The sequence below is a fragment of the Streptomyces sp. NPDC029216 genome (genome assembly GCF_040648015.1).
Lineage (GTDB): Bacteria > Actinomycetota > Actinomycetes > Streptomycetales > Streptomycetaceae > Streptomyces.
Genome location: NZ_JBEZWL010000001.1, coordinates 131,367 through 150,131 on the forward strand (window position 1 = coordinate 131,367; position 18,765 = coordinate 150,131).

Genomic DNA, 18,765 nt, shown 5'->3' on the forward strand with positions numbered 1-18,765 from the left:
AGGATGGCTAGTTGGTGCCGATCTTGGCCAGGAGGTCCACGATGCGGCCCTGCACGTCCGCGGTGGTCGACCGCTCGGCGAGGAACAGCACGCTCTCGCCCGACGCCAGCCGCGGCCGGTCGCCCGGCTCGATCCCGGTGGCCGTGTAGACGACCAGGGGGGTGCGGTTCAGCTGCCCGTGGGCGCGCAGCCAGTCCACGATCCCGGCCCGCCGCCGCCGTACCTGCATCAGGTCCATGACCACCAGGTTGGGCCGCATCCGGGTCGCCAGCTCCACGGCGTCGGTGTCCGCTCCCGCCCGTGCGACCTGCAGGCCGCGCCGCTCCAGCGCGGCGGTCAGCGCGGTGGCGATCTCGTCGTGCTCCTCGATCAGCAGCACGCGGGACGGGTGCTGCTCGCTGTCGCGCGGGGCGAGCGCCTTGAGCAGGACGGCCGGATCGGCACCGTACGCCGCCTCGCGCGTGGCGTGCCCCAGCCCGGCCGTGACCAGTACGGGGACCTCGGCGGCCACCGCGGCCTGGCGCAGGGACTGCAGGGCGGTCCGGGTGATCGGCCCGGTCAGCGGGTCGACGAACAGCGCGGCGGGGAAGGCCGCGATCTGCGCGTCCACCTCCTCACGGGAGTTCACGATCACCGGGCGGTAGCCGCGGTCGCTGAGCGCCTGCCGGGTCTGCGCGTCCGGCGCGGGCCACACCAGCAGCCGGCGCGGGTTGTCCAGCGGCTCGGGCGGCAGCTCGTCGTCCACGGGCGGCGGCACGGGACGGTTGACCACCTCGACGGCACCGCCGGGCCCGTCGAGCGGCTCGGGGCCCTCTGCGGCGCCCGCCTCGGGCGCCCCTATGGCGAAGGCCCGACCCTGGGGCGCGGGTTCGGCGAGCCTGCGGCGCCGGCCGGAGCCGGAACCGCCGGGGCCGGCCGTTCCCGGGTCCACGGAGATGCCCTGGCCCAGGGTGCCGAGCGCGCGCACGCTGATCGGCTGCCCGCCGGCCGGGGCGTCCGCGGACTGCCGGGCGCCGGGGACGGCGACCGCCGCGGCCTCGCCGTCCTCGGGGGCGGTCCGGGCCGCGGGAACGGGCCAGGCGGGGGCCGTGGGCAGCGCACGGCGCCGGCCGGTCGGCAGTGCGGGCTCCTCGCCGCCGGGGGCGGCCGGGACCTGCGGTTCGGGGGACGCGGGCGCGCCGAGCACCCGGCGGGCACGGCGTCCGCCCGGGCCGTCGGACTCGGCCTCACCGGAGCCGGCCGCGGCGGCCGGGGTCGGTCCGGCGGGCAGCGCGAAGCCGCCCTCGGGCGCGACCGGCCGGGGTACGGAAGGGGCGGCGAGACCGGCGGCCGGCACCGGCCCGCCGGGCTGCGCGGGTGCGGCCACCGGGCCCAGCGCACGGCGGCGCCCCGCCGGATGCTCGGTCACCGGGACGGGGGGAACGGCCGGCACGGGCGGCAGCGCCGGCATGGCGGTGCCCTGCGGGGGCACGGGCCGTCCCGCTCCGGGGCGTCCGGAGTCCGTGCCGTCGTCGCCGGCACGGCCCCGCCGGCGCCCGGTACCGAGCCCCGCCGGGTTCACCGGGGACTGCGCGAGCTCCGCCGGGCCCGAACCGGAAGCCTGGGCGGCCGCCTGCCCGGGCAGGGCCAGCGCGCCCGAAGCCTCGCGCGCCCCGGCGTCCTTCCCCTCGCCGGCGCCGTCCTCCAGGAAGGCGTCCACGCCGCGCCGGCCCCGCCGGCCGCCGGAGACCGTGGCCGGGGCGGCCTCGGGCTCCGGTGCGGGCTCCGGCTCGGGCAGCTCCACCGTCCCGGCTCCCGCGCCCAGCGGCAGCTCCAGCACATACGCCCCGCCGGGCGCCCCGGGTACCTCCACGGTCTGCAGGACACCGCCGTGCGCGGTGACGATGCCGCGCACGATCGGCTCGTGCACGGGGCTGCCGCCCTCGTAGGGGCCGCGCACCTCGATCCGTACGACCTCGCCGCGCTGTGCGGCGGCCACCACGATCGTGGAGTCGCTGTAGCCGCTGCCCTGGCGGGTCTTGCCAGTGGCGTCCACCCCGGCGACGTCTGCGACCAGGTGCGCGAGCGCGGTCGCGACCCGTGCGGCGTCCACCTCGGCCTCGATGGTCGGGGCGTGGACGGCGAACTGGGCCCGGCCGGGGCCGATCAGCTCGACCGCGCCGTCGATGCCGGCCTTGACGACCTCGTTGATCAGGACGTTCTGCTTCTTGAGCTTCTCGCTGCCCGCGTCCAGGCGCTGGTAGCCGAGGACGTTGTCCACCAGGGTGGTCATCCGCGAGTACCCGGCGGCCAGATGGTGCAGGAGCTGGTTGGCCTCGGGCCACAGCTGTCCGCCGTCGTCGGCGGCCAGCGTGGCGAGCTCCCCGCGCAGCTCTTCCAGCGGCCCGCGCAGCGAGTCGCCGAGCATGGCCACCAGCTGGGCGTGGCGCGCGGCCAGGGCGTCGTAGGGCCGCCGGTCGGTGAAGGTCATGACGGCGCCGACGAGCATCTCCCCGTCCCGGACGGGCGAGGTGGTCAGGTCGACGGCGACGGGCTGGCCGGCTTTGTTCCACAGCACCTGGCCGCGGACCCGGTGCTTGCGCCCGCTGCGCAGGGTGTCGGCGAGCGGGGACTCGTCGAAGGGGAAGGGGGAGCCGTCGGCGCGCGAGTGCTGGATCAGCCCGTGCAGCTCGCGGTTGCCGAGGTCGGTGGCGCGGTAGCCGAGGATCTGGGCGGCGGCCGGGTTGACGAGGACCACGCGGCCGTCGGTGTCGGTGCCCACGACGCCCTCGGCGGCGGCGCGCAGGATCATCTCGGTCTGCCGCTGGGAGCGGGCCAGCTCGGCCTCGGTGTCCACGGCCTCGGTGAGGTCCCGTACGACCAGCATCAGCAGCTCGTCGCCGGTGTACGGCTGGGGCTCGCGGTAGGCGTCACGGCCGTCGAGGTGGGCGCTGGTGACCTCGACGGGGAACTCGCTGCCGTCGGTGCGGCGCGCGGTCATCCGTTGCGGCTTGGAGCGGCCCGTCAGCTCGTCGCCGGGCCGGCGCATGGAACCGGGGATCAGTTTGGAGTCGAACTCCGGGAAGAGGTCGAGCACGCCGCGGCCGACCAGTCCGGTGCCGGGACTCTCCATGGCTTCGAGGGCGATCGAATTCGCGTTGACGACCGTGCCGTTGGCGTTGACGAGCAACAGCGCATCCGGGAGCGCGTCGAGTATTGCTGCGAGGCGAGCAGCGCCTCGGGATGGCCTGCTGCTCACGACGAGCGTCCTCCCTGACCACGACTACCGGCAAGTCACGGGAGGAGTCTAAGGGCACCGTCCCGTCGAGAGGGGGCGGATGAACGGGGGAAACCGTGCATCCGCCGCATCCTCCCAGGTCAGGCACCCGCACTCGGAAGCACAGGTTCCAGGTTGTCCCAGCGGGCGATGTCGCACCCGTTTTCGCGTCCGAACCTGCTGTCCACTTTCTGTCCGTGCCAGGTTCCGGTGATGTGAGCGGTGGCAGGTCCTCCGCTCTGGAAGGTGCACACCCCGGGCCCGGGCGCGGGGGCGAACGGGTCCTTCCCCTGCCGGGCCAGTTCGTCGAGGCGGGCGCAGGCCTCCTCGGCCTTGGGGTGGTCGCCGCCGACCGGCCGGCAGTCGAGGCGGTACCGGCCGTTGAGGCTGCCCGCCTTGGAGATGTCGATCGTCAGCCGGTCGGGCGAGGCCAGCAGCCGGCCCAGGGGCAGCGGCGGCAGGGGTCCGGCGGCCGCGGCGGCCAGCGCGGAGGTGACGGCGAAGGCGGCGAGACGCAGCATGGGGCACTCCAGGTCGTCCGTACGTCGTACGCCTCACCAACGACCCGCCCGCCCGGACGTTGCGTGCCGTCCGGAGTACGGGGGTGGGTACGAGACAGGTGTGGACGAGGGGGCTTAAGCCTTTGCCCTGCGGGCCCGGCTCCTTGTACCGTGGGAGCGGATTGGTGAGCGGCCCTGCGGCTGTGTCATCATCTGCACGCACCCTCATCACGGGGGTGTGCTGGAGGCGTCGCCTAGTCCGGTCTATGGCGCCGCACTGCTAATGCGGTTTGGGGCTTACACCCCATCGAGGGTTCAAATCCCTCCGCCTCCGCACCTCACCGAAGCCCCGGTCCGTATGGACCGGGGCTTCGGTGCGTTCGGGGCTCGAAAGCGGGCCCGTGGGGTTTGGGGTGGCCCTCCGTGGGTAGCCCGCGGGGCCTCCGCGCTGCGGCCGCCGCGGGGCGGACGATCTTGTTTCAGCACGTTTTCGCAGGTCAGAGGCGTTGTGGCTAATGGATTTCGCGTCCCGGCGAGGTCCATGTATTGTTGTTCTCGCAAGGCCAACGGGGCGAAAAACCCCGGGAAGCCCAAGCACTCGTAGCTTAACGGATAGAGCATCTGACTACGGATCAGAAGGTTGCAGGTTCGAATCCTGCCGAGTGCACAGCCGGAGAGGCCCTCAGGAGAAATCCTGAGGGCCTCTTGCGTATGTCCCGGCGGTGACGGTCATGTGCCCGACACCGCTGGAGCAGTACTCAAGGGGGAGGGCTCCCCCGGAAGATGTCAGGGGCGGAATGGCTCCTGCGGGGGACGTGGACCAGGGGTCCGGCCCGATACGGTTTTCGGAGATCGTTTCGAACCTTGATCGGGGGGCTCTCATGGGACTGTTCGGGAACGCGCACACCGTCGACCCGATGTCGGCGCAGCGGGACTACGCGCGTCTGCTGGGGCACGGCGAGCAGGTCCATGCCGCGTACCTGCTGGTGCGCGACACGATCCTGTTCACCGACCGGCGGCTGGTCTTCGTCGACAAGCAGGGGCTGACGGGCAAGAAGGTGGAGTACCACTCCATCCCCTACCGCAGCATCACGCACTTCTCGGTGGAGACCGCCGGGCATTTCGACCTCGACGCCGAGCTCAAGATATGGATCTCCGGCAGCGCGGCGCCGATCGAGAAGACCTTCACCAAGGGGGTCGACATCTACGAGATGCAGGCGATCCTGACGCAGTTCGTCGCGCGCTAGCCGGGTCCCGCCCGCTCAGGGGCGGCGGGCGGGCAGGACGCGGGGGAGGCCCGTCACCGACAGCACCAGCGAGTAGAGCGAGGTGGTGGCGGTGATGAAGAGGCGGTTGTTCCTCGGGCCGCCGAAGGCGATGTTCGAGACGGGTTCCGGGACGCGCAGGCGGCCGATGAGGTCGCCGTCCGCCGCGTAACAGTGCACGCCCGACTCCATGGCGGCCGCCCACAGCCGGCCCTCGTCGTCGAAGCGGATGTTGTCGACCGAGGGGCAGGCCGTGAAGACCCGGTCCCCGCTCAGTGTGCCTTCGTCGCCGACCTTGAAGGCGCGGATGTGGCCCGCGCGGGTGTCGGCCGCGTACAGCTCGCTCTCGTCGGGGGAGAAGACCAGCCCGTTCGGTCCGAGGAAGCCGTCGGCGACGAGGCGGACCTCGCCGGTGGCCGGGTCGGCCCGGTAGAGGTTGCACGCGCCGATCTCGCCGGGCGCGCGCCGGCCCTCGTAGTCGCTGGTGATGCCGAAGTCGGGATCGGAGAACCAGACCGAACCGTCGGAGCGCACCACGGCGTCGTTCGGGCTGTTGAGCCGCTTGCCGTCGTAGCGGTCGGCGATGACGGTGAGGCTGCCGTCGGGTTCGGTACGGGTGACCCGCCGGTTGCCCTGCTCACAGGTGATCAGGCGGCCTTCGCGGTCGAGGGTGTTGCCGTTGGAGTGGCCGGCCGGGGAGCGGAAGACGGACACCGCGCCCGTCGCCTCGTCCCAGCGCAGCATCCGGTCGTTGGGGATGTCGCTCCACACCAGCTGGCGCCAGGCGGGCAGGTACAGCGGGCCCTCGGCCCAGCGGCAGTCGCCGTGGAGCCGCTCCAGACGGAGGTCGCCGTTGGCGCAGCGGCCGGTCCGGAAACGCTCATCCAGGATCTCGTACACGGTGAGGTCGGCAATGCCCAACATGATTCCCCCATGAGAGTGAGGCGCCGAATCTAATTCGGTGTGATGGTGAGATTGCAGGATCCGGTACCGTCTTCGCAAGGGTGGGCAGGTATACGGGAGGAAGATCGCGTGGACGACATCGACCGGGCGCTGCTCCTGCGCCTCCAGGAGGACGCGGGGCAGTCCTACGCCGCCCTCGGGACGGCCGTGGGACTCTCGGCCGGGGCCACCCACGAGCGGGTGCGCAAACTGCGCGAGCGCGGGGTGATCCGGCGGACCACCGTCGACGTGGATCCGGCCGCTGTCGGCAGCGGGGTGCTGGCCTACGTGATGGTCGACTCCAACGCGTGGATGGGAGAGTCCGCCGAGGCCTTCGCGGCCATCCCCGAGATCCAGGAGGCGCACATCATCGCCGGCAGCGCTTCGGTCCTGGTGAAGGTGCGCACGGCCACCACCGAGCAGCTCCAGGACGTGCTGCGCCGCCTCTACGCCATCGACGGGGTCAGCGGGACGCAGGCGACCGTGGTCCTGGAGACCTTTTTCGAGCGGCCGCTGCCCCTGTGACCGGCTCCGCCGGGGGCTGGCAGTGCACGGGGATCCGGTGGAGCGGCGGGGGGCCCGCCATCGGGTGGTACGGGCGCGCGGAGCGCAGCAGCCCGCTCTCCTGCGGGCAGCCGCTGGCCTTCGCCGCCCGGGGCGAGCGGCACTGCCTGGGTGTGCGGCGGGCCGGGAAGCGGACTCCGTGCCCGGCGGGCCGGACCGTGCCCGGGCGGGCCGGGAGCGCCCAGTGTCCCGAGTGCGCGCGGCTGGACCGGTCCTTCTCGGTGGCGGCCGACACCAACGCCGCCGATCCGCGCCCGTACCGGGTGTACCTGGCGTGGTTCGGACCCGGGATGGTCAAGGTCGGCATCACCGCCGAGGAGCGCGGCCCGGTCCGGCTGCTGGAGCAGGGGGCGGTGACCTGGGCCTGGCTGGGGCGCGGGCCGCTGATGGCGGCACGCCGGACCGAGGAGCTGCTGCGCGCCGCCCTCGGGGTGCCGGACCGGATCGCCTACGCCCGCAAGCGCGCGGTACGGGCCGGGCTGCCGGGGGAGCCCGAGCGGGCGCGGGAGGTGGCCGAGCTGCACGCGCGGGCCGCGGGGCTGGCGGGGTGGCCGGAGTCGCTGGAGCGGCTGGGGTGCGAGATCACCGACCATGCCGGGCCGTTCGGGCTGGCCGGGCTGCCCGTTCCGGCGCGGGTGGTCACGGAGCTGGTGCCCGGTGCGGCCGTCGTGGGGCGGCTGGTGGGGGCCGCGGGGCCGGACCTGCACTTCGCGGACGGGCTCGTGGTCGACACCCGGCTGCTGGCCGGCTGGGAACTGGCCGCCGCCCCCGAACGGGCGGTGACCGACGCGCCGCTGACGGACATCGCCCCGCCGGCGGAGGCGGGCGGGCAGGACGGGCTGTTCTGACGCCTGGATGGTCAAAAGTTGGATCCCTTTGGGCTTCCGGGGACGTTTCCGGTGGACATGCCAAGGGGCTTCCGCGGAGGGTGGAGGGCATGAGCATCCAGCCCGTTCAGGCGTTCGAACCGCCTTATGTCATGGCCGTATTCAGCAATGTGCGCACCCCCGACGACAGCGGATATCCGGAGACCAACGCCCGGATGAACGAGCTCGTCCGCGACAACCCCGGCTTCCTCGGCTACGAGTCCGCGCGCACCCCCGGAGGCCTCGGGATCACCGTCGCCTACTTCCGCGACCACGAGTCCCTCGCCGCGTGGCGCACGGACCTGGAGCACCAGGCGGCCATGAAGCACGGCCGCGCCCACTGGTACGAGAGCTACACCCTGCACGTCGCGACCGTCGAGCGGAGCCACGGCTTTGCCCGCAACGGCTGAGGCCGTCCGGGCCTTCCGCGAGCGGCTGGGCCTGCCCGGCCTGGTGGACGTGCACACCCACTTCATGCCGGACCGGGTGATGCGCAAGGTGTGGGACTACTTCGACGCCGCCGGCCCGCTGACCGGCGTCGAGTGGCCCATCACCTACCGGCACGAGGAGGAGCAGCGGGTGGCGCTGCTGCGGGAGTTCGGGGTCCGGGCGTTCACCTCGATGCTCTACCCGCACAAGCCCGCGATGGCCGCCTGGCTCAACGCGTGGGCCGAGGACTTCGCCGCCCGCACCCCCGACTGCCTGCACACCGCGACCTTCTACCCCGAGGAGGACGTGGCGGCGTACACCGCGCGGGCCGTGGAGCGGGGGGCCCGCGTCTTCAAGGCACACCTCCAGGTCGGCGCGTACGACCCGAACGACGCCCGGCTCGAACCGGTGTGGGGACTGCTGGCCGAGGCGCGGATCCCGGTCGTGATCCACTGCGGCTCCGGGCCCGCCCCGGGCAAGCACACCGGGCCCGGGCCGATCGCCCGCCTGCTGGCCCGCCACCCCCGGTTGCCCTTGATCGTCGCGCACATGGGGATGCCCGAGTACGCCGACTTCCTCGACCTGGCCGACCGCCATCCCGAGGTACGCCTCGACACCACCATGGCCTTCACCGACTTCTCCGAGCGGTTCAGCGGCTTCCCGCCCGGGGACCTCGGACGGCTCGCCGACCTCGGGGACCGGATCCTGCTGGGCACCGACTTCCCCAACATCCCCTACCCCTACGAACACCAGCTGGAGGCCCTGGAACGCCTCGGGCTCGGGGACGACTGGCTGCGCGCGGTCTGCCACGACAACGCCGCCCGGCTCTTCTCCCTGCCCGGCTGAGGCCCGCAGCCGCCCGGCGCCCTTTCTCAGGAGATTCACAGGTTGGGGCAAGAACGCTCTCAGGGGCGCGGGCCAGCGTGGGGGTATGACAGCGACGACCACCTCCCCCGCGTCCCCGTCCACCGCCAACCCGACGGCGCTGATGCGCCCCGACGGCGGGGCCTGCCGGGTCCTCGTCGTCGACGACGAGGCCTCGCTCTCCGAGCTGCTGTCCATGGCCCTGCGCTACGAGGGCTGCGAGGTCCGCAGCGCCGGTGACGGAGCGGGTGCCGTGCGGGCGGCGCGGGAGTTTCGGCCGGACGTGGTGGTCCTCGACGTCATGCTCCCGGACATGGACGGGCTGGCCGTGCTGGGCCTGCTGCGCCGGGAGATCCCGCAGGTCCCGGTGCTGTTCCTGACCGCCAAGGATTCCGTCGAGGACCGCATCGCGGGCCTGACGGCAGGCGGCGACGACTACGTCACCAAGCCGTTCAGCCTGGAGGAGGTCGTGGCCCGGCTGCGCGGCCTGGTCCGCCGCTCCGGTGCCGCGCAGGCCGCGCGCGGCGGCTCGGTCCTCTCCGTCGGCGACCTGAGCCTCGACGAGGACAGCCACGAGGTGGTCCGGGGCGGCCAGGAGGTCCACCTGACCGCCACCGAGTTCGAGCTGCTGCGCTACCTGATGCGCAACCCGCGCCGGGTGCTGAGCAAGGCGCAGATCCTCGACCGGGTCTGGTCGTACGACTTCGGCGGCCAGGCCAACGTGGTGGAGCTCTACATCTCCTACCTGCGGCGGAAGCTGGAGGGCGGCACCGGACTGCCCCCGATGATCCACACCCGGCGCGGTGCCGGCTACCTGATCAAGCCGGCCAAGTAGTGGCACTCCGACTGCCCGGGCCGCCGCCCCGCCGGCTCGGACCCCGCCGGCGGCGGCCGTGGTCGCTGCGGACGCGGCTGGTCGTGTCGGCGGTGGCGCTGATCGCCGTGGTGGGCGCGGCCATCGGAACCGTCACCACCCTCGCCATGCGCTCCCGCCTGATGGGCGAGCTGGACAAGCAGCTGACCACCTCCGTCGAGATGGCCGTCAGAGGCCCCGGCGCCGGCAAAGCGGCCCGCGAGAGCAGCCTCGGCTTCGTCTTCGCCCCCGGCTCCCCCATGGGCGCCGCCGGGATCCGGCTCGACCCGGCCCGGAAGGTGCTCGGCGGCGCACGCATCGCCCCCGTGGAGGGCCCCGGCCTCGACCACCGGGAGGTCCTCACCGAGGCCCAGACCGCCGTGCTGGCCCAGGCCGCGCGGACGGCCGGCCCGGGCGGGTCCCGCCCGGTGGACGTGGACCTCCCCGGCCTCGGCGCCTACCGGGCACTGTCCGCGCCCGACGGCGCCCTGGTGCTGGCCTTCCCGCTCAAGGGCGTCGACTCCACCGTGAACACCCTGATCGCCGTGGAGGTCTGCGTCACCCTGGCCGGCCTGATCGCCGCCTCCCTCGCCGGACAGGCGCTGGTCGCGGTCGCCCTGCGCCCGCTGCGCCGGGTCGCCGCCACCGCCACCCGCGTCTCCGAACTCCCCCTGCACAGCGGGGAACCGGCCCTGCACGAGCGGGTGCCCGACGCCGAGGCGGATCCCCGTACGGAGGTGGGCCAGGTCGGGGCGGCCCTCAACCGGATGCTGGGGCACGTCTCCTCGGCGCTGACGGCCCGCCAGCAGAGCGAGACGCAGGTCCGCCAGTTCGTCGCCGACGCCTCCCACGAGCTGCGCACCCCGCTCGCCTCCATCCGCGGGTACGCCGAACTCACCCGCCGGGGACGGGAGGAGCCCGGGCCCGACACCCGCCACGCGCTGGCCCGGATCGAGTCCGAGGCCACCCGCATGACCGGGCTGGTTGAGGACCTGCTGCTGCTGGCCCGGCTGGACGCCGGCCGCCCGCTGTCCCGTGAGGACACCGACCTGGCCCCGCTCGTCGTCGACGCCGTCAGCGACGCCCGGGCCGCCGGCCCCGGACACCACTGGCACCTGGCCCTGCCCGAGGAACCCGCTCCCGTCCTGGCCGACCCGGCCCGCATCCAGCAGGTCCTCGTGAACCTCCTCGCCAACGCCCGCACCCACACCCCGCCGGGCACGACCGTCACGGCCCGTGTTTCACGTGAAACATCCGCCGTCCGGCTGCGGATCGAGGACGACGGGCCCGGCATCCCCGCCGAGCTGATGCCCCACGTCTTCGAGCGCTTCGCCCGGGGCGACGCCTCCCGCTCCCGGGCGGCGGGCTCCACCGGCCTGGGCCTGGCCATCGTCCAGGCCGTGGTCACGGCCCACGACGGACGGGTGGACGTACGCAGCGAACCCGGCCGCACCTGCTTTGAGGTACTGCTCCCCCTCGCCCCGGACCCCCGGCCCGTCCCGCGGACGGACTCACAGAGCGGCCACAGGCTCAGCACATCGAGGTGACAGGGCGCCCGGTGAGGGTCGGACCATGCCAACCGACACCTCTTCCGACGCCCTCCCGGCCCGGGCGCCCCTCGCGCCCGCGCCTGGCGAGCCCGTACTCGACGTGGTGATCCCGGTCTACAACGAGGAAAAGGACCTCGGCCCCTGCGTGCGCCGACTGCACGCACACCTCACCCGGACCTTTCCGTACCCGTTCCGCATCACCATCGCCGACAACGCCAGCACCGACCGCACCCCCGCGTGCGCGGCCGAACTCGCCGCCGGCATCCCCGGCGTACACAGCGTCCGGCTGGAGGAGAAGGGCCGCGGCCGCGCCCTGCGCACCGTCTGGAGCCGGTCGGAGGCCCCCGTCCTCGCCTACATGGACGTGGACCTCTCCACCGACCTGAACGCGCTGCTGCCGCTGGTCGCCCCGCTCATCTCCGGCCACTCCGACCTGGCCATCGGCACCCGGCTCGCCCGCTCCTCACGGGTGGTGCGCGGAGCGAAGCGGGAGTTCGTCTCCCGCGCCTACAACCTGCTGCTGCGCTCCTCGCTCGCCGCCCGTTTCAGCGACGCCCAGTGCGGCTTCAAGGCCATCCGCCGGGAGGTCGCCGAACGGCTGCTGCCCCTCGTCGAGGACACCGGCTGGTTCTTCGACACCGAGATGCTGGTCCTCGCCGAACGGGCCGGGCTGCGCATCCACGAGGTGCCCGTGGACTGGGTCGACGACCCCGAGTCCACGGTCCACATCGTGAAGACCGCCACCGAGGACCTGAAGGGCGTCTGGCGGGTGGGCCGGGCGCTGGCCCTCGGGGCGCTCCCCCTCGACCGGCTAGCCCGCCCCTTCGGCGACGACCCCCGCGACCGCACCGCCCTGCCCGGGGTGCCACGCGGGCTGGCCCGCCAGCTGCTCGGCTTCTGCGCGGTCGGCGCGCTGTCCACCCTCTGCTACCTCGCCCTGTACTCCCTCTTCCGGCTCGGCACCGGACCGCAGGCCGCCAACGCCGCCGCCCTGCTGGTCTCCGCCGTGGCCAACACCGCCGCCAACCGCCGGCTCACCTTCGGCGTCCGGGGCCGCGCCCGCGCCCTGCGCCACCAGGCCCAGGGCCTCGTCGTGTTCGCCATCGGACTCGCCCTGACCAGCGGCTCGCTCGCCGCCCTCGGCGCGGCCACCGACGACCCCGCCCACGGCACCGAACTGGCCGTGCTGATCACCGCCAACCTCGCCGCCACCGTGCTGCGGTTCCTGCTCTTCCGCGCCTGGGTCTTCCCCGAGCGCCGCACCGCCCCCGTTCCCACGAAGGACGACCACCGATGACCACCGCCCTACCGCCCGTCGACTCCCCGTTCCCCGAACGGGCCCCCGCCCCGGCCCGGGACGTGGCCGCGCACCGCGCCGCCACCGGCCGGCCCCGCTGGGAACGGCCCGCGTACGCGGCGCTGCTGCTCGCCACCGCCGTGCTCCTGCTGTGGAACCTGGGCGCGTCCGGCTATGCCAACTCCTTCTACTCCGCCGCCGTGCAGGCCGGTTCCGAGAGCTGGAAGGCCTTCTTCTTCGGCTCCTCCGACGCCGGGAACTCCATCACCGTCGACAAGCCCCCGGCCGCCCTGTGGCCGATGATGCTGTCCGTCCGGATGTTCGGGCTCGGATCCTGGCAGATCCTTATCCCGCAGGCCCTGATGGGCGTCGCCACCACCGCCGTCCTGTACGCCGCCGTGCGCCGCCAGTTCGGGCCCGCGGCCGCGCTGCTGAGCGGGGCCGCGTTCGCGCTCACACCCGTCGCCGCGCTGATGTTCCGCTTCAACAACCCCGACGCGCTGCTGACCCTGCTGCTCACGGTCACCGTGTACTGCGTGCTGCGGGCCCTCGACGGGGCACGGACCGGGTGGCTGGTGGGGGCAGGGGTGGCCATCGGTCTGGGCTTCCTGACCAAGACCCTCCAGGCCTTCGTCATCCTGCCGCCGCTGGCCCTGCTGTACGCCGTCTGCGCGCCGACCCGGCTGCGCAGGAGGCTCGGGCAGCTGCTGCTCGCCGGGGCGGCCATGGTGGTGGCCGGCGGCTGGTGGGTGGCCGTCGTGGAGCTGTGGCCCGCCTCCTCGCGCCCGTACATCGGGGGCTCGCAGCACAACTCCTTCCTGGAGCTGACCTTCGGCTACAACGGGCTCGGCCGCCTCAACGGCAACGAGACCGGCAGCGTGGGCGGCGGGCGGACCGGCGGGGCCGCGGGCGCCTTCGGCGGGTACGGGATGCCCGAGGGCGGGCCGGGCCCGCGGGGCGGCGGCTGGGGGGAGACCGGCGTCGGCCGGTTGTTCTCGGACACCGTGGGCGGCCAGATCTCCTGGCTGCTACCCGCTGCACTGGTGCTGCTGGTGGCCGGGCTGGTGGTGACCTGGCGGGCCGGCCGGGCCGCCGACTCCCTCCAGGGCATGGCCCGCGCGGCCTTCCTGGCCTGGGGCGGCTGCCTGCTGATCACCGCCGTGGTGTTCAGCTGGATGCAGGGCATCTTCCACGAGTACTACACGGTGGCGCTCGCGCCGTTCGTGGCCGCGCTGGTGGGCATGGGCGTGGCCGTGCTGTGGGAGGAGCGGGGCGCCGGGGCCGCCGCGTTCACCCTGTCCGCGACCCTCGCCCTGACCGCCGTCTGGTCGTACGTGCTGCTCGGCCGCGCCTCCGGCTATCTGCCGTGGCTGCGCTGGGCGGTGCTCGTCGGCGGGCTGCTCGCCGCCGCCGCGCTGCCGTTCGCCGCCCGGCTGGGACACCGGGTGCTGCTGGGGGCGGCGGCGCTGGGACTGGGCGCGGCCCTCGCGGGCCCGTTCGCGTACTGCCTGACGACCATCGGCACCGGCCACACCGGGTCGATCGTGACGGCCGGTCCGGCGGTGGCCGGCGGGCGGGGCGGTCCGGGCGGGATGCGCTTCGGGCCGGGCGGGGAGCGGCTCGCGGGCGGCCTGCCGGGCATGTTCGGGGGCGGTCCGGGCGGCGGTGCGCCGCAAGGGGCCCCGCAGGGAGTGCCGCAAGGCGGCCAAGGGGGCCCGGGCGGTCAGGGCGGCGTGCCGCAGGGGGGTCCGCAGGGCTTCCCGCAGGGCGCCGGACCGGGCTCCCTCCCGCTCGGCGGCGCGGCCGGAGCGGCGGGCGGGCCCGGGGCGGGCCGGGGGATGCAGGGCGGTGCCGGCGGGCTGCTCGACGGGGCCCGGGTCTCCGCCGAGGCCAAGGCCGCGCTGCGAGCGGACTCCGGCCGCTACACGTGGGCCGCGGCCGCCATCGGCTCGCAGAACGCGGCCAGTTACCAGCTGGCCTCCGGCCGGCCGGTGATGCCCCTCGGCGGCTTCAACGGCAGCGACCCCTCGCCGACCCTGGAGCAGTTCAAGGCGTACGTGAAGACGGGGAAGATCCACTGGTTCATCGCCCAGGGCGGCCTCGCGGCCGGCGGCGAGTCCCGGACGACGGGCCGCCAGGGCGGCCCGGGCGGGTCGGTCAGTACGGCCATCGACAGCTGGGTGAAGGCCACGTTCACGTCCACCACCATCGGCGGGGCCACGTTCTACGACCTCACGGCCCCGTCGGCCGGCACGTCCTGAAGCGGCCCCGATCCACGCGCCACCCCCTAGCATCAAGAGGGCGGACCGGGCATTCCGGGCTGATCCCCTTGTGATGAGGAGGGCACCTCGATGGTGACCGAGGCTGATCCGGGCGAGGCCAGGACCAGTGTGTGGCTGGCCGTACGGCCGGCCGCCCCCGTCAGACGCCGCACCGAGGCCCCTTCGGGGCTGGACCGGGACCGGATCACCGCCGCCACCGTGCGGCTGCTGGACGCCGAAGGGCTCGGCCGCTTCTCCATGCGGAGGCTGGCGGCCGAGCTCGGCGTCACCGCGATGTCCCTGTACTGGTACGTGGACACCAAGCACGATCTGCTGGAACTGGCCCTGGACAGCGCCCTGGGCCAGCAGCGGCTGCCGGCCGGGCCGCCCCCGGAGGAGCCCTGGCCGAGCCGGCTGCGGGCCCTGGCCCGCGGCTACCGGAGGGTGCTGGCCGAGCACCCGTGGGTGGCTCCGCTCAGCGTTGCCTACCCGAACATCGGCCCGCACGCGCGGGCCTTCGACGCCGCCCTGCACCAGCTGCTGGAGGCGGCCGGGCTGGCGGACGCCGGCCGGACCGGCGCCCACCTGGCCGTCTCGCAGTTCCTGGGCGGCTGCGCCCTGCACGGCTGCGGGGGCACGGTGCGGCGGGCGCCCGAGGCGGACTTCGCCCTGGCCCTCGATGTCCTGATCGCGGGCATCGAGGCCAAGGCCGCCGCCCACCGGCCCCAGGCCTGACGGCCCACAGGCCCCAGGCCTGACGGCCCCCGGCCCCAGGCCTGACGGACACAGGCCCCAGGCCTGACGGACACAGGCCCCAGGCCTGACGGCCGCCGGACTCAGGCCTGCGACGAGGCCTCCGCGTCCGGGGCGTGCACGGCCGGCTTCGACTTCAGCGCGACCTCCTTGATGAAGAGCACCAGCACCAGCCCGAGCAGCGCGGTGGGCGCGGCGTAGAGGAAGACGTCGCCGACGCCGTGCCCGTACGCGGACTCCATGACCTGCCGGAGCGGCGCGGGCAGCTTGTCGAGGTCGGGGATGCCGCCCCCGCCGGTGCCGCCGTGCCCCAGGGCCGCCGCCTTCGGGCCGAGTGCGGCCAGCCCGTCCTTGACGTAGTGGGTGACCCGGTTGGCCATGACCGCGCCCAGCGCGGAGACGCCCATGGCGCCGCCGAGGGAGCGGAAGAACGTCACGACGGAGCTGGCGGCGCCGAGGTCCTCGGGGGCCACCTGGTTCTGGGTGGCGAGGACCAGGTTCTGCATCATCATGCCGAGGCCGAGGCCGGTCAGCGCCATGAAGAGGGCGATGCGCCAGTACGGGGTGTCGTAGCGCAGGGTGCCCAGGAGCCCGAGTCCGGCGGTCAGCAGCACGCCGCCGGAGACCAGGAACGCCTTCCACCGGCCGGTCTTGGTGATGATCTGGCCGGAGACGGTGGAGGAGACGAACAGGCCGCCGATCATCGGGATGGTCAGGATGCCCGACATGGTGGGGGACTCGCCCCGGGCCAGCTGGAAGTACTGGCTGAAGAAGACCGTGCCGGAGAACATCGCGATGCCGACGAACAGCGAGGCGGCCGAGGCCAGACTGATGGTCTTGTTGCGGAAGAGCCGCAGCGGGATGATCGGGTCGCTCGCGCGGGACTCGACGAGGAGGAAGAGCAGGCCGAGCACGACGGCGCCGCCGGTCATCGCCAGGGTGGTCCAGGAGATCCAGTCGTACGAGTCGCCGGCCTGCGTGACCCAGATCAGCAGCAGCGAGACGGCGCCGCTGATCAGGAAGGCGCCCAGCCAGTCCACCTTCACGTCCCGGCGGACCACCGGCAGGTGCAGGGTGCGCTGGAGGACGATCAGGGCGATGACCGCGAAGGGCACGCCGACGTAGAAGCACCAGCGCCAGCCCAGCCAGTCGGTGTCGGTGATGACGCCGCCGAGCAGCGGGCCGCCGACGGTGGCGACGGCGAAGACCGCGCCGAGGTAGCCGCTGTAGCGGCCGCGCTCGCGCGGGGAGATCATCGCGGCCATCACGATCTGGGCGAGGGCGGAGAGACCGCCGACGCCGATGCCCTGGACGACGCGGCAGGCGATGAGCATGCCGGTGTTCTGGGACAGGCCCGCGACCACCGAGCCGAGGACGTAGATCACCAGGGATATCTGGACCAGCAGCTTCTTGCTGAAGAGGTCGGACAGCTTGCCCCACAGCGGGGTCGCGGCCGTCATCGACAGCAAGGCGGCGGTGACGACCCAGGTGTAGGAGGACTGGGTGCCGCCGAGGTCGCTGATGATCTGGGGCAGGGCGTTGGAGACGATCGTGGAGGACAGGATCGCCACGAACATGCCGAGCATGAGCCCGGACAGCGCCTTCATGATCTGGGAGTGGGTCATGGGCGCGCCGTCGGACGTGGTCTCCGACTGGCCGCCTCCCCGCACACCGGAGGGTGTGGTCGTAGCCATGTGGTTCCTTTGCCTAGAAGCTCGATCGGAGTCGGGCCAGCAGGGTGTTGAGTGCGTCGATGTCCTCGGCCGACCAGTCGGCCAGGGCCTTCTCCAGCGCGTGCGTGTAGCGGGCGCCGAGCTCGGCGAGCATGGCGCGGCCGTCGTCGGTCAGGCGCAGGATCCGGCAGCGGCCGTCGCCGGGGTCGGTCTCCCGGTCGATCAAGCCGCGCTGTGCCACGTGGGCGACGTGCCGGCTGCTGACGGAGATGTCGACGGCCATGAACTCGGTGAGCCGGCTGAGCCGCATCTCGCCGTACCGGTCGAGCAGGGTGAGGACGGCGGCGGCGCCGGGCGGGCAGTGCGGGGGCAGGGTCCGGGCCAGGTCGCGTTTGACCGCGCCGACGCCGGTGAGCTGGCGGGCCAGCTCCTCGTAACGGGTGTTCTGCGCCGTCTGTGTGGCCACCGGACCGCCCCCATCTCGTTGCTTAGGGCAACCATAGAAGAGCATGGTTGCTACAGGCAAATGAATCTGGAGGGTGGGGCGGTAAAGGAATCGGAAAACCCGCTAGGGTCCTGAGCCATGTCGGCACACCACAACTCACCTGACGCCGAGGGCTCGTACGACCCCGCAGGCAGCACTCAGATGTTCCGCGCGTTCGTGGCGGAGGGCGAGGGCCAGGCGGCCCGGACGCCGTCCGTGCCGGGCTCGCGGCGCCGGGTCAAGGAGTCCGGTCCGAAGGCGCGCGGCTGGCTCATGCTGGTCTTCGGGCTGGTGCTGATGTTCGGGGCGGCGCTGTGGGTGGTGCTGCGCTGACGCCTGCGATCCGGGTTCAGCTCCAGGTCGCGGTGACCCCGCGGGTCTCCACGTGCATGCCCAGGGGGACCCGCCAGGCCTCGACGCAGACCGTGTAGGCCGCCGTCCTGGAGGTCCCGCCCGCGATGGGGGCGGGCAGGGGCTGGGTCGTGGTGATCGTGGCCCAGTCGATGCCGAGGGCGCCGATGATGTGGGTCGCGAAGCCGACCGTGCCCGAACGGGCGGCGGTGGAGCCGGTGTTGGTGAAGGTCACGGTGACGCGGTCGCACCAGCGGTCGGAGGCGGCCGCGCGGGCCGGGGCGCTCAGCGTGAGGGCGGCCGGAGTGGCCGGAGTGGCCGGCGGGGACGGGGCGCCTCCCGAGCCCCCAGTGCCCCCTGTGCCGCCCGAGCCCCCTGTGCCGCCCGTGCCGCCGGTTCCGGGCGTCGGTGTGCCCGGTGTGCCCGGAGAGCCGGTTCCGCCGCCCGTGCCGTCGCCGCCGCCCGCGCCCCCGGCGCCGGGAGCGGTCGCGGGGTTGCCCGGGGCCGGCGGGGTGCCGGGGGCGGGGTCGGAGCCGGCCGGGGCGGTGGCCGTCGCTCCGCCCTGGGCGGAGCCCCCGGGTGCCAGGGACCCCGGCGCGCCGGGGGTCGTAGGGACGGAGGCGCTCGTGGAAGGGGCCGAGCCCGCCGACGCGATCGGCTGGAACTCCACCTGCCCCCGCGGCGGTACGTTCTCCCCCGCGCCCCGCTCGGGCCCGGGGGGCGCGGCGCCCACGGCGGCGTAGCCCTCGCGGGCCGGGCCGCCGCATCCGGTGAGGGCGGCGGCGGCCGTGCAGCACAGGGTCAGGGCGAGGGTGCGGACCGTGCGGGATCCCGTTCGCATCGCGCCAGTTTTCCTG

General features: G+C 73.8%; 17 protein-coding genes and 2 tRNA genes. 13 read left to right on the forward strand and 6 right to left on the reverse strand.

From position 1 onward, the window contains the following. Positions 1–7: 7 nt before the first annotated feature. Together AB0F18_RS00610 and AB0F18_RS00615 are read right to left on the reverse strand one after the other, a co-directional pair. Positions 8–3,238, reverse strand: coding sequence for a PAS domain-containing protein (locus tag AB0F18_RS00610; protein ID WP_362052965.1), 3,231 nt, complete (start codon positions 3,236–3,238; stop codon positions 8–10). 119 nt (positions 3,239–3,357) lie between these two features. Further along, positions 3,358–3,777 (reverse strand): SSI family serine proteinase inhibitor, encoded by a 420-nt coding sequence (locus tag AB0F18_RS00615; RefSeq protein ID WP_362052968.1) that lies wholly within the window; start codon positions 3,775–3,777, stop codon positions 3,358–3,360. A gap of 222 nt (positions 3,778–3,999) precedes the next feature. Here AB0F18_RS00615 and AB0F18_RS00620 point away from each other — a divergent pair. The 3 genes from AB0F18_RS00620 to AB0F18_RS00630 all read left to right on the forward strand — a co-directional run bounded on the left by AB0F18_RS00620 (position 4,000) and on the right by AB0F18_RS00630 (position 5,003). Beyond that, positions 4,000–4,090: transfer RNA gene (locus AB0F18_RS00620), tRNA-Ser, on the forward strand. A gap of 260 nt (positions 4,091–4,350) precedes the next feature. After that, positions 4,351–4,423: transfer RNA gene (locus tag AB0F18_RS00625), tRNA-Arg, on the forward strand. Positions 4,424–4,637: 214 nt separating this feature from the next. Then, on the forward strand, positions 4,638–5,003 hold the full coding sequence (locus AB0F18_RS00630) for a PH domain-containing protein (protein WP_362052971.1): 366 nt from the start codon (positions 4,638–4,640) through the stop codon (positions 5,001–5,003). A gap of 15 nt (positions 5,004–5,018) precedes the next feature. On the opposite strand, the gene AB0F18_RS00635 is transcribed toward AB0F18_RS00630, so the two are convergent. Continuing rightward, on the reverse strand, positions 5,019–5,945 hold the full coding sequence (locus tag AB0F18_RS00635) for an SMP-30/gluconolactonase/LRE family protein (RefSeq protein WP_362052974.1): 927 nt from the start codon (positions 5,943–5,945) through the stop codon (positions 5,019–5,021). A 108-nt stretch (positions 5,946–6,053) separates the two neighbouring features. Here AB0F18_RS00635 and AB0F18_RS00640 point away from each other — a divergent pair, with 108 nt between their 5' ends. The 9 genes from AB0F18_RS00640 (at position 6,054) to AB0F18_RS00680 (ending at position 15,382) form a co-directional block, all read left to right on the forward strand. After that, positions 6,054–6,488: an Lrp/AsnC family transcriptional regulator gene (locus AB0F18_RS00640; RefSeq protein ID WP_362052977.1), complete on the forward strand. Its 435-nt coding sequence runs from the start codon at positions 6,054–6,056 to the stop codon at positions 6,486–6,488. Next, positions 6,485–7,375: a DUF2797 domain-containing protein gene (locus AB0F18_RS00645; RefSeq protein WP_362052980.1), complete on the forward strand. Its 891-nt coding sequence runs from the start codon at positions 6,485–6,487 to the stop codon at positions 7,373–7,375. The genes AB0F18_RS00640 and AB0F18_RS00645 overlap by 4 nt, the downstream gene beginning before the upstream one ends. Positions 7,376–7,464: 89 nt before the next feature. After that, entirely contained in the window at positions 7,465–7,803 is a 339-nt protein-coding gene (locus AB0F18_RS00650) for an antibiotic biosynthesis monooxygenase (protein ID WP_362052983.1), read from the forward strand. Further along, entirely contained in the window at positions 7,787–8,668 is an 882-nt protein-coding gene (locus AB0F18_RS00655) for an amidohydrolase family protein (RefSeq protein ID WP_362052986.1), read from the forward strand. Before AB0F18_RS00650 ends, AB0F18_RS00655 begins: the two co-directional genes overlap by 17 nt. 85 nt (positions 8,669–8,753) lie before the next feature. Next, a complete protein-coding gene (locus AB0F18_RS00660) occupies positions 8,754–9,521 on the forward strand; it encodes a response regulator transcription factor (protein ID WP_362052988.1) in 768 nt (255 codons plus the stop codon). Continuing rightward, complete coding sequence (locus AB0F18_RS00665; protein WP_362052991.1) at positions 9,521–11,086, forward strand: HAMP domain-containing sensor histidine kinase; 1,566 nt, start codon at positions 9,521–9,523, stop codon at positions 11,084–11,086. Before AB0F18_RS00660 ends, AB0F18_RS00665 begins: the two co-directional genes overlap by 1 nt. Positions 11,087–11,111: 25 nt before the next feature. Beyond that, positions 11,112–12,386: a bifunctional glycosyltransferase family 2/GtrA family protein gene (locus tag AB0F18_RS00670; RefSeq protein WP_362052994.1), complete on the forward strand. Its 1,275-nt coding sequence runs from the start codon at positions 11,112–11,114 to the stop codon at positions 12,384–12,386. Then, positions 12,383–14,647: a glycosyltransferase family 39 protein gene (locus tag AB0F18_RS00675; RefSeq protein WP_362052997.1), complete on the forward strand. Its 2,265-nt coding sequence runs from the start codon at positions 12,383–12,385 to the stop codon at positions 14,645–14,647. Before AB0F18_RS00670 ends, AB0F18_RS00675 begins: the two co-directional genes overlap by 4 nt. 90 nt (positions 14,648–14,737) lie before the next feature. Beyond that, positions 14,738–15,382 (forward strand): TetR/AcrR family transcriptional regulator C-terminal domain-containing protein, encoded by a 645-nt coding sequence (locus AB0F18_RS00680; protein WP_362053000.1) that lies wholly within the window; start codon positions 14,738–14,740, stop codon positions 15,380–15,382. Between the two features lie 101 nt (positions 15,383–15,483). Here AB0F18_RS00680 and AB0F18_RS00685 read toward each other — a convergent pair whose 3' ends face one another. Then, positions 15,484–17,094, reverse strand: a complete 1,611-nt coding sequence (locus tag AB0F18_RS00685) for an MDR family MFS transporter (protein ID WP_362053003.1) — start codon at positions 17,092–17,094, stop codon at positions 15,484–15,486. Positions 17,095–17,107: 13 nt separating this feature from the next. Next, positions 17,108–17,584, reverse strand: a complete 477-nt coding sequence (locus AB0F18_RS00690; protein ID WP_362053005.1) for a MarR family transcriptional regulator — start codon at positions 17,582–17,584, stop codon at positions 17,108–17,110. Positions 17,585–17,656: 72 nt separating this feature from the next. Between AB0F18_RS00690 and AB0F18_RS00695 the strand changes: the two genes are divergently transcribed. Further along, positions 17,657–17,890 (forward strand): hypothetical protein, encoded by a 234-nt coding sequence (locus tag AB0F18_RS00695; RefSeq protein ID WP_362053008.1) that lies wholly within the window; start codon positions 17,657–17,659, stop codon positions 17,888–17,890. A gap of 16 nt (positions 17,891–17,906) precedes the next feature. Here the strand turns inward: AB0F18_RS00695 and AB0F18_RS00700 are convergent, their stop codons facing one another. Continuing rightward, the gene (locus AB0F18_RS00700; RefSeq protein WP_362053011.1) at positions 17,907–18,749 is read right to left on the reverse strand and encodes a hypothetical protein; all 843 of its coding nucleotides are present in this window, start codon (positions 18,747–18,749) and stop codon (positions 17,907–17,909) included. Positions 18,750–18,765: the final 16 nt, after the last annotated feature.